This window comes from Vibrio sp. CCUG 15886, from assembly GCF_028570825.1.
In the GTDB taxonomy this organism is placed as follows: Bacteria; Pseudomonadota; Gammaproteobacteria; order Enterobacterales; family Vibrionaceae; genus Vibrio; species Vibrio vulnificus_B.
This window is the reverse complement of the sequence record NZ_JAQQBT010000001.1, coordinates 1,170,631-1,184,717: the sequence shown is the minus strand read 5'-3', so window position 1 is coordinate 1,184,717 and position 14,087 is coordinate 1,170,631. Positions and strand designations below refer to the sequence as shown.

At 46.9% G+C, this 14,087-nt stretch carries 15 protein-coding genes; 8 read left to right on the top strand and 7 right to left on the bottom strand.

Annotation, left to right across the window (positions count from 1 at the left end):
- Window positions 1–114 precede the first annotated feature (114 nt).
- On the top strand, window positions 115–1,035 hold the full coding sequence (locus PQQ36_RS05070; RefSeq protein WP_015728403.1) for a LysR substrate-binding domain-containing protein: 921 nt from the start codon (window positions 115–117) through the stop codon (window positions 1,033–1,035).
- A gap of 100 nt (window positions 1,036–1,135) precedes the next feature.
- On the opposite strand, the gene PQQ36_RS05065 is transcribed toward PQQ36_RS05070, so the two are convergent.
- Window positions 1,136–1,831, bottom strand: a complete 696-nt coding sequence (locus PQQ36_RS05065; protein WP_015728402.1) for a VC0807 family protein — start codon at window positions 1,829–1,831, stop codon at window positions 1,136–1,138.
- Window positions 1,832–2,211: 380 nt separating this feature from the next.
- Here PQQ36_RS05065 and PQQ36_RS05060 point away from each other — a divergent pair, with 380 nt between their 5' ends.
- Window positions 2,212–4,011, top strand: a complete 1,800-nt coding sequence (locus PQQ36_RS05060; protein ID WP_045597419.1) for a hypothetical protein — start codon at window positions 2,212–2,214, stop codon at window positions 4,009–4,011.
- Window positions 4,012–4,068: 57 nt separating this feature from the next.
- Here PQQ36_RS05060 and PQQ36_RS05055 read toward each other — a convergent pair whose 3' ends face one another.
- Entirely contained in the window at window positions 4,069–4,917 is an 849-nt protein-coding gene (locus PQQ36_RS05055) for an AraC family transcriptional regulator (RefSeq protein WP_011081950.1), read from the bottom strand.
- A 114-nt stretch (window positions 4,918–5,031) separates the two neighbouring features.
- On the opposite strand from PQQ36_RS05055, the gene grxC reads away from it, so the two are divergent.
- The gene (grxC, locus tag PQQ36_RS05050) at window positions 5,032–5,301 is read left to right on the top strand and encodes a glutaredoxin 3 (protein WP_011081949.1); all 270 of its coding nucleotides are present in this window, start codon (window positions 5,032–5,034) and stop codon (window positions 5,299–5,301) included.
- A gap of 44 nt (window positions 5,302–5,345) precedes the next feature.
- Window positions 5,346–5,831: a YkgB family protein gene (locus PQQ36_RS05045; RefSeq protein ID WP_011081948.1), complete on the top strand. Its 486-nt coding sequence runs from the start codon at window positions 5,346–5,348 to the stop codon at window positions 5,829–5,831.
- A gap of 66 nt (window positions 5,832–5,897) precedes the next feature.
- Here PQQ36_RS05045 and PQQ36_RS05040 read toward each other — a convergent pair whose 3' ends face one another.
- The gene (locus PQQ36_RS05040) at window positions 5,898–6,626 is read right to left on the bottom strand and encodes a hypothetical protein (protein ID WP_043921185.1); all 729 of its coding nucleotides are present in this window, start codon (window positions 6,624–6,626) and stop codon (window positions 5,898–5,900) included.
- 522 nt (window positions 6,627–7,148) lie between these two features.
- On the opposite strand from PQQ36_RS05040, the gene PQQ36_RS05035 reads away from it, so the two are divergent.
- Together PQQ36_RS05035 and PQQ36_RS05030 are read left to right on the top strand one after the other, a co-directional pair.
- The gene (locus PQQ36_RS05035; protein ID WP_273660512.1) at window positions 7,149–9,128 is read left to right on the top strand and encodes a HAMP domain-containing methyl-accepting chemotaxis protein; all 1,980 of its coding nucleotides are present in this window, start codon (window positions 7,149–7,151) and stop codon (window positions 9,126–9,128) included.
- 8 nt (window positions 9,129–9,136) lie between these two features.
- On the top strand, window positions 9,137–10,489 hold the full coding sequence (locus PQQ36_RS05030) for an ABC transporter substrate-binding protein (RefSeq protein WP_273660510.1): 1,353 nt from the start codon (window positions 9,137–9,139) through the stop codon (window positions 10,487–10,489).
- 90 nt (window positions 10,490–10,579) lie between these two features.
- On the opposite strand, the gene PQQ36_RS05025 is transcribed toward PQQ36_RS05030, so the two are convergent.
- From PQQ36_RS05025 to msrB, 4 genes are all read right to left on the bottom strand, one after another.
- Complete coding sequence (locus PQQ36_RS05025; protein ID WP_026050510.1) at window positions 10,580–10,837, bottom strand: DUF2999 family protein; 258 nt, start codon at window positions 10,835–10,837, stop codon at window positions 10,580–10,582.
- Window positions 10,838–11,041: 204 nt separating this feature from the next.
- The gene (locus tag PQQ36_RS05020; RefSeq protein ID WP_011081943.1) at window positions 11,042–11,290 is read right to left on the bottom strand and encodes a DUF3297 family protein; all 249 of its coding nucleotides are present in this window, start codon (window positions 11,288–11,290) and stop codon (window positions 11,042–11,044) included.
- Between the two features lie 152 nt (window positions 11,291–11,442).
- Window positions 11,443–11,970 (bottom strand): peptide-methionine (S)-S-oxide reductase MsrA, encoded by a 528-nt coding sequence (gene msrA, locus PQQ36_RS05015; protein ID WP_039536793.1) that lies wholly within the window; start codon window positions 11,968–11,970, stop codon window positions 11,443–11,445.
- A complete protein-coding gene (gene msrB / locus PQQ36_RS05010) occupies window positions 11,967–12,422 on the bottom strand; it encodes a peptide-methionine (R)-S-oxide reductase MsrB (protein WP_045593561.1) in 456 nt (151 codons plus the stop codon). The genes msrA and msrB overlap by 4 nt, the downstream gene beginning before the upstream one ends.
- Before the next feature lie 180 nt (window positions 12,423–12,602).
- Here msrB and PQQ36_RS05005 point away from each other — a divergent pair, with 180 nt between their 5' ends.
- Both PQQ36_RS05005 and PQQ36_RS05000 read left to right on the top strand, forming a co-directional pair.
- Window positions 12,603–13,625, top strand: coding sequence for a tetratricopeptide repeat protein (locus PQQ36_RS05005; protein WP_242614753.1), 1,023 nt, complete (start codon window positions 12,603–12,605; stop codon window positions 13,623–13,625).
- 35 nt (window positions 13,626–13,660) lie between these two features.
- Window positions 13,661–14,086 (top strand): GNAT family N-acetyltransferase, encoded by a 426-nt coding sequence (locus PQQ36_RS05000; protein WP_017421401.1) that lies wholly within the window; start codon window positions 13,661–13,663, stop codon window positions 14,084–14,086.
- The last annotated feature ends 1 nt before the right edge of the window (window position 14,087 follow it).

Here is a 14,087-nt window from a genome sequence, read left to right as displayed (position 1 = left end):
GTGCTGTTTCTCGTTATGGATAAGACATTTTGATTTAAAAGCATCGAGATTCGCTATACAAACCAATTAAAACTTGCTATGCATTAGCCTTTCTAATTTATGTTGGGTGCCACGATGGACAGAAAACAGCAGATGCTCTCTAACATGTACACCTTCGCCGTTGCTGGTAAGTGCCTCAGCTTTACCAAAGCCGCTGAGGAGTTGTTTATTACCCAAGGGGCAGTGAGCCAACGCATTAAGTCACTGGAAGAACAACTGGGTTTCAGCTTATTTGTGCGTATGACGCGGCGATTAGAGCTGACCAAAGAAGGAGAGCGGTTACTGCACGCGCTTAACCAATCGTTTGAGGTGATTTTCTCTGAACTTGAAGACATCAAATTCAACGAGCTGCGTGGTGAGCTTTACATCGGCGTGGCTCCCACGTTTGCACAGAGTTGGCTACTGCCGCGTATGGTGGAATTTCAGCGTTTGTATCCTTCTCTCAATATCAAGCTTCGAGTAAAGGCAAGCCGATTAGATTTCTTACATGAGCCCGTTGATATTGCGATTTACTACAGTGACAGCGAGCATCCGGGGTTCCATCATCAAAGGCTATTTGATGAAGAGTTGATGCCGGTTTGTAGCCCTGAATACAGCCAAATACATTTCTCCGATGGCATGAGTAGTGTCAGCCAATTTGAAGCCGTGACTTTTATCCATTGCACCGAATCACTAGAAGCAAATGAGCCAAATCATGAATGGCAGAGCTGGTTAGCAAGCCAAAGCAACCCTGAGTTGAAATCGCTTAATGTGATGGAGAAAACCTACCTTTTTAACCATGCCGATATGGCGATGATTGCCGCCAAAAACAGCATGGGTATCGCAATGGCACGGGCATCTTTGGTGCAAGCCAGTTTGGAAAAGGGAGAGCTCGTCGCGCCTTTTGAACGCGTCCACGCAGGGAGAGGGTACGATTTGATTTGTTTAAACGGCCAACAACACAGGCCAAAAAACGCGGCGTTTATTGAATGGCTAAATGGGCAGTTGGCGTGCTGAGTTGGGTGAAAATTGGGGATTATTTACCGCGTTTAGCCCGTGGATGAGGCTTTGGCTGCCGCCATCCCGTTAGGCTCAGTAAACAATCCCACTTGCAGATTTATTTGGTATGGAAAATTTGCTCGGTTTCCAGTGATGTCATCGAGCGAATCTGGCGCCAAACGTAATAAAAAATACCAAACATCATCAACATGCTCGGAATGGCAATCACAGGGTAGCTGTATAAGGTCAGCTTACCGAGCTCTTCATTGAATTCCACGGTGCCTGCCGGGCTGGTGACAATCCAAGTGGCAAGGAAATAGTTCATCACAGAAGAAAAAGCAAAGGTACTGGCGAACAGGTAGTTGGACGACATTAAACAGCGCTCGAAGGCATCTGTTTTGCCTCTTTCTTTGAGACGCTGGGTGATCAAATCAAGGTTCAATACGGTGTCGTTGAGCACCATCTTCTGCATTAACGGGTAGCGTGTAAAGGTCGAGCCAAATACCGCTAAGCCGATCAAACCTGGGATCAACGCTTCTTTTAGGGCGAGCCATTTTGTATCCAGTTCCAGCAAACCGATGCCGCCAGTCAGCAATACACTGACAAAGCCAAGGGCGGAGATGAAGTTGAATTTTTTGTTGCGGATCAGGTCCATGCCACCGTAAACAATGGGAAACAACAAGGCGACCACAAGGGCAAGTGCTGTTCCTAGGTGTTCTTCTCCGCTGAATTTCATCAAAATGAATGAAGGGACAAATACGTTAAAAAGGATCTCGACAAGGGGATTCGATTTTTTCGCCGTCGTGTTACTCATATTTTTCTGACTCTATGTTATCGGCTGCGATTTTACGTTGAGGGGCAGTGTTCCTTCCCCAACTCCAGATGTAAAGCGTTAATGTGCCAAGTTATGTAACGACTTATGAAATAGGTGAGTGAAAGCTCATTTAATTTTACGTTTGTGTGCTCGATTTTGCTCATTCTTGCTTCGTACGTCGTCTATTCGAACAGGTTAACAAGTGGGTATAAAGCGCTCGCCGTGCGGTCGTGAATTTGAGATTAAATACTCAGTTACATATTGAAATATCAAAGAGTTATTAGTTTTAAGTAAGTCGTATTTTCCACGTTTATCTATCTGACGGTTTAACGAAGTTAAATATAATTTTGCTGGATTTAGTTGGATAGGATATCAGGATTATGTATAGAACGACGTTGGCGTCATTGATCGCTTTGACATTGGTTGGTTGCGGTGGAGGAGGAGGCGGTTCTGACGCTGGCAATTCACTACGCGTGTTTACTACAACACCTTCAGTTCATGTTGAAGGGAACAGCATGAAATACACCTATGCGACCGTCGATATTGATTCTCGAGGTGTGGTAACCGATGGTAGCCAAATTTTCTTTGGTGTGATGGAGGATACGGGGGGATTATTACGCAACGCGGAACTTCAATTTGTCACAGAGCAAGCGGGTTACTATACGCTTGAATTTCACCCCGGTTACCTGTTTAAAGAGGGTAACAACACGAGCCAAGTCAGCTTAGCGTTTTGCTATGATTATTACTGTAATCAGCATGTTGCGGGATCTCCAATCAAGGTCAATGTGAATTACGCGAATCCCTTGGATGAGCAGATTTCACTTTCTTCTGTTTCACCTCAAAATTTTGATAAAAGCGCGAGGTTGAATGAAACGGTATTGGATAACGCGCCAGTGACGTTTTTTACGCAGTTGACGGGGCAGAATGCTGATCTCATCACCTTACGAAATCAAAATGATTACAAGGTCGCGAGCCACGTTGCAGTGGAAGATCTCGGTAGCAATGTTCATCGCTTAACCGCCGATGTTCGTTTGCCAACGTCTTTGGGGGTGGGTAGTCATAGCGGCAGTTTGACCGTCGACGCCTGTTACGATAAAGATTGCCAATACCCAATTAAAGGCAGCCCGCTAACCATCCCGATGAACTATCAAGTGACGCCTCCTGTGTTTGCCGCAGATAGCCCTGCTGCGGTTAATGAATCTCAAGAGTTGCCATTTAAAGTGCGAGAAGCGAAACATATTCCTGGGCTAGATATCATTGTCATGGTGTCTGATTCACCCACAAACGCAGTGTACGTATATGACATTGCCTCAAATACGACATTCAAATACCCACTGACAAGTGAGCCTAAAGATTTGGCTGTCGATTTGGTATCAACGCAAGGCCGTATTATCGTCGCGCACGACTATCAGGTTACTCAGATTGATTACAACCCTGACTATGCGGCAACGCCTTTGATCACTGTTCACAACACCAGCGTCGCTAATCCGATAGCAGTGGTGAAGAATGATCACGTTTATCTTGTCGATCGCCATGATGGCTTCTCTAAATATTCGCGCTTTAACCTAGAGAGTTCACACGAGACGTTTCTGCGAGATTCTATGTTACGCAGTATGTCAGTCTTTGAGTTGCACCCGAGTGGACACGGCATTTACTTCACTTCAACCGCGTTTTCACCACAAGACATTAGCCGCACCAACATCAATGAAGAGCGTGGTATCGACTATCCTACTGATTCGCCATATCACGGTGATTACGATATAGGGGGTGATTTCTGGTTCTCTTACGATGGCACAAAGTTGTATACCTCAAGTGGTAGCATTTTTACCATATCCAATAATCCGGAAGAAGATATGCGTTACGCAGGACGCTTACCTCTGATGGCCATTCCTGGGGATTATGGTACGGAGTATTCTTATGTCAGTTCTACCGCTCAAAACGAAACGGTGACGATCTTGGCAGATTCCTACCCAAGCTATACGGTGCGAAAGTTTGATACAGCCAGCATGACGGTAGAAAAAACCTTCCCTAAGACGGCTCGTACTATCGACAGTAGTATCGATAAAGTGATAGACGAAGAGCCAATCTACGCGTTTATCTCGGATCGTGGCTATGTCTATACCATTAAGGAAACCAACGATTTTCCAGATATGTACTACCGTTTGGAGCGTCTAGAATAAAAAAGGTGACTTTGTGAACTCTGAGCCCTCGTCTATGCGAGGGCTTTTTTGTCTGAATTACTGAGCCCGAAAACGCTTAGGTGTGGTGCCGGTGTGTTTTTTAAACGTCAGTGTGAATGCTCGCTCAGATTCGTACCCCACTTGTTCGGCAATCTCGTCAATCGGCAGCAAGGATTCGAGTAGTAATTCTTGTGCTTTTTGCATTCGCAGATTGGTTAAATACTCAAACATCGGTTTACCGACCAGGCTTGAAAAGCGATTGGCAAATGCCGCGCGTGACATACCAATTTGATTGGCGACGGTTTCCAATGTCCAGCCAGTTTCCGGATGGTCATGGAGAAGCTGCAGTGCTCGAGAGATGCGTTTGTCGTTGAGTGCTTCCAAAAAGGGACTGGTTTGCTCACGTCCAAAATTAATCCGAATCAGCTCGACCAAAATGATTTCGGTGAGCTTATTGACGATAAGCTCTGAACCTGGCCCTTGTGAAAGATACTCTGAACTTAATTGGTCAAAGGTGCTGCGTAGCCAAGGGTATTTCGCCAAATCTTGATCACGAACGATGGTGACGCGCGGAAATACATCCAGCAGCGGTGTGGTCGCTGTGCGTGTAAAGCTAAAGGAACCACATAAAAGCAGTGTCGATTCGGTTAAATCGGATTTCCCTTTTTCAGGAGATTGACTGGAGAGAAGGTGATTTTGCCCGGGGCCGAGAAAAATAAGATCGCCCGCGTTCAGCTGTTCGATACGCCCATCCACATTGGCCCAACAGGCACCACGGCGGATCATGTGAAAGCTGGCGTGATCCAAATCGTTGAAGGTTTTGGTCCACGGTGCTTCGACCTGACTGCAAAAATACACACTGCCGACAACGCGTATTGCACGAAGAATATCGCTCATCACTTCCATGTATTGCCTCCTATGAATATACGATCGATGTATTAATTCAAGATTATTGTGCATAGATAGTACGAGTGGCAAGCGCTAAATTAAACCCATAGCGAAACACACGGGAGCAAGACCATGCCAAAGATTGAAATCTACACCAAAAGCTACTGCCCACACTGCAAAGCAGCCAAACAGACCTTGGCGAGCATGGGGTTGGTTTATCGAGAAATCGAAGTCAGCGATGACCAAGCACTGTTTAACGAGATGCTAAATCGCAGCCAACGCAGAACGGTGCCACAAATTTTTGTCGGCGATGTGCATGTCGGCGGGAATCAAGACCTTATCACAGCAATCCGAAAAGGCCGATTTGAGAAGATTCTACGTAGCCAAGCAATCCGTCACTAAATCATTACTTATTGAATAAAAATCAGAATTGAAAGGAGAACATTATGTCAACGCTCATCAATACTCATCAAAATCGCAGCGAATTTGCCCATTCACTCAACCAGTTTGCAGATCAAGCGGTGCGTTTTTCCATCGTCATCGTACTTGCATGGATAGGGGCGATGAAGTTCACCAGCTACGAAGCGGGTGCTATTGAAGGTTTAGTGGCTTCAAGCCCTCTGACTAGCTGGTTGTATAGCGTGTTTAGCTTGCAAGGCGCATCAAACCTCATTGGTTTTGTGGAAGTGGCGACGGCGGTTGCGCTACTGTTAGCCCCAGTTCATCGTGGCTTTGCGATACTTGGAGCCGCCAGCGCAACATTGACTTTTGCTGTAACAACCAGCTTCTTGTTTACTGCTCCTATTGCTGAAGCGAGCCTAGGCGGATTCCCTGCCATTTCGGTTGTGCCAGGACAATTCTTGCTTAAAGACATTGTGTTACTTTCGGCAGCGCTTTCTTTACTCGCAAAAGCTTTGCTGCGTGATGAGTAATCTGAGCTTGGTGTGAAAGACAGAGTAAAGATAAGAATATGAAAAGGGGCTGATGCCCCTTTTCGATTAATAAACGGTTTGGAAAGTCGTACGATATGTCCAACGTTTTCCTTGCACAATGACGATAGCTCGGCTGTCTTCCGCCACCTTATAGATAACGCCGTGCATATTTGAGTCGATACGTGGATCGTTTGGATCATTGCAGGTTATTGCACCATTAGAGACACGATAGAAGTTCGACATCCTCTTTACATCAGCATTTAATTGGCACGTCAGCATAAAGTCCAATTGAGCAAACATACGATCATCATTAGAGAAGATGAGTGTCATACGCTCCCAATCCGCATAGCTTTGATACATCAGATCAAAATCAGCGAGTGTTGGCAGTTTGGTGTACGTGGTGTCAACAAGTGTTCTGTCACCCTCATCTTTGACTAGTGCGGACACATTACCCTTTGAAAAATGAAACTGAACGGTGGAGTTTTGGTAATGATAGTAGTCGCCAAGTTCCGATTTCACGAAATGGTTCGTATCTATATAAGGACCAATTAAATTGTTGTCGACCACAATGCTACGATTTGAGCTGCTAATATAACCATCCTTGTATTGTTGTGGTGGTCTATATAAATAGATCGCATCTTCATTCGAGCTATAAAAAAGCGACTCCCCGTTTTTATCTTTATAAACACCATCGTAACTTTCTGCTAACTCTGATGAAGAATCAGAAGAACCATTACAGCCCGATAATGCGATTGACAATGTTATTGTCATTAACAAGCTTAAATATTTTTTCATTTTCTTTATTAATCTCTCTTAAAAAATGTCATTAAAACATGGCCTTATGATTATTATGCGAATGATTATCATCAGCAAGATAAATATGATTGAACGGGCATATATATCTGTATTTTTCTCAGGTTTGAAAATTAGAAAAAGCTAACATTGGATGATGTTATGAACGTAGATTTAATAACTAAAATTCGAGAGGAAATTCGCTTCGCTTGTTTTTTATTGTCTATGAATGATTTTTTTGAAGAGGCGGATTTTTCGTCAGCGTAAAATTGCATAACTTGCTTTATTGTTGAGCAATGATGGCTATCATCTGATCATAAAACGTGTTGATAATTGGCAGTATAAAATAAACAAATCATTAGAAGAGCTAGTCGACGTCCTTCTCTTACCGTGTAAGCTTTCGTTGTAATAACCCTTCTCTTACCAACATTCTCAAACATCACAAATCTTGATCTTCTTCCCACCGGTTTGGCAAATCACAACTATGTTTAATTTATCTTTTCATGCATCAGTGAGGATATGTTCATGAGCTTATCTATCGTGCAGCGGATCTCCGCTGGATTCGTGTTAATGCTCCTTTTGCTCATCCTGTTGGGGGTCATCAGCACTCTTAAAATTCAAGGGATTAATGACGGTTTGTCTGAAGTTTCTGATCGTGCGACACCCTTGGTGGTGGCGGTCGCGGGGTTGAAGGAAGCACTGCAAGAGAGTAACCGCTGGGTTTTGGAATATCGAGCCAGCGAGGAGGCGGCAGAGTTGCCACAACTCTCGAGTCGATTTAAATCTCAGCAGGCACGTTTTCGTGAGTTAAGCCAAGAGATGAATCAATTTACCTCAGCAGAAGAAAGCCAAGCGCAGTTCCAGCAAGTGTTGCAGGCAACCAATCAGTTTTACGCCGATTCGGATAAGGTCTTGGCGAAACATGGCGAGTGGGTGGATGCCTTAGTCAAAGGTCGCGAACTCGAAATTGCGTTTATTCGACTCGAAGATACCTATCAATGGGCAGCGGATTTGCTTTTGCAACAGAGCTCTAGCCAACGCTCCATGCGCAATAAAGCGGAATTGATCACCTCTGGGATTGCGCGAGATCTGAAAAATATTCGCCGTGCCGACGCTAAAACCGATCTCAATGCACTCGAGAAGGTACTGAGTAAAGATATTGAGATGGCGCGTAAACGCCTTGAGCGCGTATTAGTGCCAGAAGATGTCAAAGCACGCTATGTGGCGAACCTCAATCGCTTGCAAGAGCTGGCGCTGGGTAAGCAAGGCTTACTTGAAACCATGCGCCGAGCTCAGCAACTGGAAAACGATCTTGTGATTCAAAACCAGCAGGTGGATACCAGCCTTTCCAACAGCTTGGCAAAATTGGATGACATGGCCAGAGCGGCGGGCACCATTGCAGAGCGAAGCCGAATGGTGGCGGATGAAGCGGTGAGCAGTGCCAACTTCTGGATCATGGCGGTCTCGGCGATTTCTGCCGCCGTGGCTTTGATCATCGGCTATACCACCGCAATGAGCATCAAAAACCCCCTACAGAAGATCAACAAAGAACTCGCCTACATGGCCAAAGGGGATATGACGCGGCGCATCAATTATCAAACGGGCTGTGAGTTTGGTGAGCTTTCACGCTCCATTGACATGTTGGCGGACAAAACGGGGGAATTGTTGTCGCAAATTACCGCCGGTTCTCGTCACTTAGTGGATGAAGCGAGCCGTTCGGCGGAAATCAGCGAGCGGGCCATGGCGCGGGTGCAAGAGCAGAAAAGCCAGACAGACCAAGTTGCCGCTGCCATTACCGAGCTAGAGGTGAGCGCAACGGAGGTGGCTCGTTCAACCGATGGGGCGAAAGATGAAGTGGATCGCGCCGATGCCGAAGCGAAAAGTGGCCGCCAGAAAGTGGCCAACACGCGCAAAATCACCGAGCAGCTGGCTCATGACATGGAAGCCGCTGTGGGTATCACGCACAAGCTGGGTGAGTTCAGTAACAACATTGGCAGCATTTTGGATGTGATTCGTGGCATCGCGGAGCAAACCAACTTACTGGCACTCAACGCAGCGATCGAAGCGGCGCGTGCTGGGGATGCAGGGCGCGGTTTTGCGGTGGTGGCCGATGAAGTTCGTGCCCTCGCAACACGCACGCAAACCTCAACCGAAGAGATCCAGAAAATGATTGAGAACCTTCAGCACTCCAGTAAGGAAGTGGTTGAGGTGATGGGACGCAGCCAAGATCAAACGCGAACTTGTGTGGAGCAGACGCGAGAGATGGACACGGCGCTGCAATCGATCGCCGAGCGCATGAGCGCGATCAAAGAGATGGCCGATCAAGTGGCGCATGCCGCACAAGAGCAGATTTTGGTGAGCCAGAGCGTTGCACACCACGTGACGGGCATTTCAGAAGTGGCGCACGAGACAGAGCGTGAAGCGAGAGAGTCGGCCAGCAGCAGCGAAGTGTTGGCGGATTTAGCGGCCAAACAGCAACAACTGATTGCACATTTCAAGGTTTAGGAGGGCGTATGATCAACAAGTGGATTGGAGCGCTGGGTCTCCTAGTGTGTAGCCAAGTCATGGCAAGTGAGTTGGTGATTGAAAGTTGGCGAGCGGATGACAAGGCGCTGTGGGAGCAGAAAATCATTCCAGCGTTTGAAGCTTCACATCCGGGCATCAAAGTGACCTTTCGTCCAGTGAAAAACGTCAACTACATGCCGACGTTGTGGGAAAATCTTAAAGCAGGCAAAGCGGGTGATTTAATTACTTGCCGTCCTTTTGATGATTCCTTAGCGCTCTTTAAAGCGGGGCATCTGGCCGAGATTACCGAAATGGCTGGGATGGAGAATTTCCCGAGCTTTGCACAAGCACCTTGGCAAACCGATTCCGGCGCGCAAACGTTTTGTGTACCAATGGCATCGGTGATTCACGGTTTCTTTTATAACAAGCAGATTTTCAATCAGCTTGGTTTGAGTGTGCCAAAAACGCGTGACCAATTTTTCTCTGTCCTCGACAAAGTGAAAGCAGATGGGCGTTATGTACCTTTGGCGATGAGTGGCAGCGAGAGTTGGGTGTCGTCCGAATTGGGCTTTCAAAACATCGGGCCCAATTACTGGAAAGGCGAAGATGGCCGCTTAGCGCTGATTAATGGTCAAGAGCGTTTAGATGATGGGCAATACGTGCAGGTGTTTGAAGAGCTGGCGCGTTGGCGTCGCTACTTAGGTACGGGTGGGGAAAACCGAGATTATGGTGCAACCAATGATCTGTTTACATCTGGCAAGGCGGCGTTTTATGTTGCAGGTTCGTGGGAGATCGCCCCTTTTACCGACAAACTCGACTTTGGCGTGATGCCGCCACCGGTCGCCAATCAGGGTGATGGCTGTTTTTTCACTGATCATACCGACATCGGCATGGGGATGAATCCGGCCAGTAAAAATCCGCAAGCGGCGATGGCCTTTTTGCAATGGCTGACGACGTCACAGTTTGCAGAGCTTTATACCAACTCTTTGCCGGGCTTTTTCTCGCTGTCAAACCACTTCTTTGAGGTGAGTAATCCTGCGGCGCGCGAAATGATGGAGTGGCGTGACCAATGTGATTCCACCATACGTGTGGCTACGCAAATTCTGTCGCGTGGTCAGCCTAAGTTAGGAGATGAATTGGCGGAAGTGAGCCAGGCAGTGCTGCTCGGTAAGATGGCTCCGAAAGCGGCGGCAACGCGCTTAGAAAACGGGCTGAAAGATTGGTATGCACCCCATAAAAACAGCAAAGCCAAAGGTCAGGAATGTCAATGTTCCGCGGCGACGCCATTGGCGACATCAAGCGTCAGTGTGACAGAATCCGCTGCCGATATGGTTGAAGGAGAAAAGAGCCTTTCGGAATAACATCGACTCTGGGGTAGGGCATAAAGCGGCTGTTTCAGGCCGCTTACTATTACTCAGCAGCCTGAACAGTGATGGTCTAACAGTGGGGGTCTATTGAGGCTGTTGCAGTTTCGCTTTCGCCTCTTCCACTTTAGAGAAATCGAGCCCAAGTTCTTCCACGGCTTCTTTAATCAATGCCGGGTTTTGCATCACTTGTGCCATCAGCATTTGCAGTTGCTCTTGAGGTAAGCCGAGTTGTGCGATGGTCGCCATGGCGGCCAGTGGGTTCTGCGTTAGGATTTGAAATAGCTCGTTGATTTGTTCGTCGCTGATATTGTTCTCTTTCAACATTGCTAGAATCGGGTTCATCACAGTTCCTTTTATTACCAAATGAAATAGTAGTGAATTCTAACATTGGCAATGGCTGGCGTGAACCTTGATTCGCCCGCAGCGGCAGACGTTATTTTGGATCGACAAGTTGTTTTTGAACCACAAATAGAAAAGCCCAAGTTGAGAAGTCTCTCCACTTGGGCTTTTGCATTGGAACTGAGGCGTTCGCTTTAAACGTATAGCTTACACGTAGTACGCTTCAACCGTGCCTTTCAGTTGGATCAGCATTGGGTTGCCGTAGCGGTCTTTCGCTTTTGGAGAAGCGATTTTGATCCAACCTTCGCTAACACAGTATTCTTCAACGTCGTTACGCTCTTTGCCGTTAAAACGGATACCGATTTGGTGATCAAAGCACTCTTTTACGAAGAATGGGCTACGTGCGTTGCCCGATAGACGGTCTGGAAGTGCTGGTTTTGCAGTTGTATCGTTCATGTTCTTTAACCTGAAATCGCTAAAAAGTGCGCCATTGTAGACAGAGCCAGCGCTCTGTTCAAGCTCTCTGCTTGCGGAACGTGGCTGGGCAAGTTTGCACGAAGGAAAAAGCCGCCTTGCGCTAGGCACAAAGGCGGCTTGCAACACGGAAACTAGCCGAGGAGATCGGCATAGCGTTCTCTCAAGCGGCGTAACTTCGGTTCAATCACCACCGCGCAGTATTGCTTTTCAGGGTTATCGCTGTAGTAATTTTGATGGTGAGTTTCTGCTTGGTAAAACTGTTCGAAATCCACCACCTCTGTCACGATTGGCTGATCAAAATAAGGCGCGACCTCAGCAATCACTTGCTGTGCGATACGTTTTTGCTCCTCATCATGCGCCAAAATGATGCTGCGATATTGCGTGCCGCGATCCGCCCCTTGGCGATTGAGCGTGGTGGGGTTGTGTGTGGTGAGATGAACCAGCAACAGCGCTTCATAGCGGATTATTTCAGGGTCGAAACTCACTTGAATCACTTCGGCGTGGCCCGTTTTTCCACTGCACACTTCGCGGTAACAAGGGTGTTTAACATGACCACCACTGTAGCCACTTTTCACATCCAGTACGCCTTTGAGCTGAGAAAATATCGCCTCGGTACACCAAAAGCAGCCACCGCCAAAGGTCGCAAGTTGCGTGGTCATGATGCCTCCTGATTTACTTTTTCAATTGAAACGGCATTCACACAATAGCGAAGCCCTGATGGTGCCGGCCCATCGGGAAATACGTGTCCAAGGTGCGATTCGCATTGGTTGCAGCGTACCTCGATTCTTGGGCTGGCCAAGGTGTCATCCAAATGGTAGGAAATCGCATTGCTTTTCATCGGCTGAGCGAACGATGGCCAACCGGTTCTTGAATCGAACTTGCTGCCCGAATCAAACAGCAGGTTTTGGCAACCTGCACAGTGGTACAAACCCGGTTCAAACAGTTCGCACATTTGGTTAGAAAAAGGACGCTCAGTACCATGTTGCCTCATCACGTAGTACTGTGCTTCGCCAAGTTGTTCACGCCACTGCGCATCGCTTTTTCTCACGACGGTATCAGGCTGAGGATTTCCTTGGTGGGTGAAGGTGATGATATCTTGCCATGTCAGCATAACGCCTCCTTTGTTTATTCTTTCAATCAGACCGCACATCGCCCCGATTTCTTTCACGCTCTTTTGTTCGCAGGGTGACGATAAAGTGTGCAGAATGTCACGCCTTAAGCAACCATTGGAATAAGTGCTCGGTTTGGTATTCATCAAGCCGCTACAATGCGAGTTCTTAATACAATCATAATGGACTTATTAACTATGACACGTCGTTGTACCGCGTGGTTGGCTGCGCTTCCCCTTCTTCTTTCCAGTGTTTCTCATGCGTATGATCTTACTTACGAAGATTTTGACGAAGAAACGTTAGCAGTGTTAAAGCAAGCAGAAACGTCTAAAGATGCACAACTGCTTTTCAAAGCGTCTGAAATCCTCATCGACGAATCGATGATGCAAGAAAACGTTGATCAAGGGTTGCTTTATCTCAAGCAGTCCGCCGATCTCGATAACCTAGAGGCACTGAGTGCTTTGGCGGAGCACCATTACCATGAGGAAGAATATCAACAGGCTCTACCGCTCTATCAAAAACTGGCCGAGAAAGGCGATGCCATCGCGCTTTACTACTTGGGTGTGATGTACTTTGATGGTGAAGGTGTTGAACAAGATCAGAAAAAAGGTAACGAATACTACCTCGCATCCGCGCAGAAAGGCGATGAAGATGCGATGTTCCAACTGGCTTTTTCATACAATGACGGCTTAGGCATTAAGCAAGATTTTGAGCAGGCGAACCATTGGTTCGCGAGCGCCGCTGAAAAGGGACATGCATTGGCGACTTTTAATCTTGGCGTCAGTTACTTGCAAGGTGAAGGTGTGGCACGTGATTGCCAAAAAGCCATTACGCTATTTGAGCACGCCATTGAACTTGATGACGAATCAAAGGCCTATCAGATCATGGGTAAAATCTACTCCGAGCCTAGTTACATGCGAATTTGTGGAATCAAATCGGCAGACTACAAAAAAGCGCTGGAGTATTTCCAATATGCTGCGGAATGGGGTGAGGAGCACAGCCAGTTTATGATTGGTTCTTTCCACTTTAAAGGGCGTGGTGTGGAGCATAATTATGTCAAAGCACTGGCTTGGTACAACATCGCTTATGACAATGGTTATGATGAAGCTGAAAAGGCGATCAAAGAAGTGAAAGGAAAAATGAACGAGAAAGAGATCGCCAAAGCAAGTGAATATCAAGAAGCGCTTGAAGAGACGATTCTGTAACGCGTGATGGTAATGACGCTCAGGGAGGAGCAAAAATGCAAGGATATCGAGTAACCACGGATCAATCTGAGATGGATTTTTCGGTGATTTTTGACTTCATTTCAAAGAGTTATTGGGCGAAAGGGATCCCCCAAGCTACGATGCACAAAGCGATCGACAATGCCTTTTGCTTTGCCGTGTTGCAAGACAATGGAGAGCTAGTGGGATTTGCGCGTTTGATCACCGATAAAGCGACCTTTGCCTATTTGGCGGACGTGTTTATTTTGCCGCAGCACCGAGGGCAAGGATTGAGTAAGTGGTTGATGGAAAAGATCATTGCTCATCCCGAGTTGCAAGGATTAAGGCGAATGATCCTCGCAACGCGGGATGCTCATGGGTTGTATAAGCAGTTCGGCTTTACACCGATTGAACCAGTCGAGAATTTTATGCAGATTTGGCAACCCAACGTTTATCAGGGCTAAC

What these genes read in the sequence shown, in the direction of transcription:
- PQQ36_RS05070 (WP_015728403.1), top strand. Translation starts at nt 115, where the DNA reads ATGGACAGAAAACAGCAGATGCTCTCTAACATGTACACCTTCGCCGTT.
- PQQ36_RS05065 (WP_015728402.1), bottom strand. Translation starts at nt 1,831, where the DNA reads ATGAGTAACACGACGGCGAAAAAATCGAATCCCCTTGTCGAGATCCTT.
- PQQ36_RS05060 (WP_045597419.1), top strand. Translation starts at nt 2,212, where the DNA reads ATGTATAGAACGACGTTGGCGTCATTGATCGCTTTGACATTGGTTGGT.
- PQQ36_RS05055 (WP_011081950.1), bottom strand. Translation starts at nt 4,917, where the DNA reads ATGGAAGTGATGAGCGATATTCTTCGTGCAATACGCGTTGTCGGCAGT.
- grxC (WP_011081949.1), top strand. Translation starts at nt 5,032, where the DNA reads ATGCCAAAGATTGAAATCTACACCAAAAGCTACTGCCCACACTGCAAA.
- PQQ36_RS05045 (WP_011081948.1), top strand. Translation starts at nt 5,346, where the DNA reads ATGTCAACGCTCATCAATACTCATCAAAATCGCAGCGAATTTGCCCAT.
- PQQ36_RS05040 (WP_043921185.1), bottom strand. Translation starts at nt 6,626, where the DNA reads ATGAAAAAATATTTAAGCTTGTTAATGACAATAACATTGTCAATCGCA.
- PQQ36_RS05035 (WP_273660512.1), top strand. Translation starts at nt 7,149, where the DNA reads ATGAGCTTATCTATCGTGCAGCGGATCTCCGCTGGATTCGTGTTAATG.
- PQQ36_RS05030 (WP_273660510.1), top strand. Translation starts at nt 9,137, where the DNA reads ATGATCAACAAGTGGATTGGAGCGCTGGGTCTCCTAGTGTGTAGCCAA.
- PQQ36_RS05025 (WP_026050510.1), bottom strand. Translation starts at nt 10,837, where the DNA reads ATGAACCCGATTCTAGCAATGTTGAAAGAGAACAATATCAGCGACGAA.
- PQQ36_RS05020 (WP_011081943.1), bottom strand. Translation starts at nt 11,290, where the DNA reads ATGAACGATACAACTGCAAAACCAGCACTTCCAGACCGTCTATCGGGC.
- msrA (WP_039536793.1), bottom strand. Translation starts at nt 11,970, where the DNA reads ATGACCACGCAACTTGCGACCTTTGGCGGTGGCTGCTTTTGGTGTACC.
- msrB (WP_045593561.1), bottom strand. Translation starts at nt 12,422, where the DNA reads ATGCTGACATGGCAAGATATCATCACCTTCACCCACCAAGGAAATCCT.
- PQQ36_RS05005 (WP_242614753.1), top strand. Translation starts at nt 12,603, where the DNA reads ATGGACTTATTAACTATGACACGTCGTTGTACCGCGTGGTTGGCTGCG.
- PQQ36_RS05000 (WP_017421401.1), top strand. Translation starts at nt 13,661, where the DNA reads ATGCAAGGATATCGAGTAACCACGGATCAATCTGAGATGGATTTTTCG.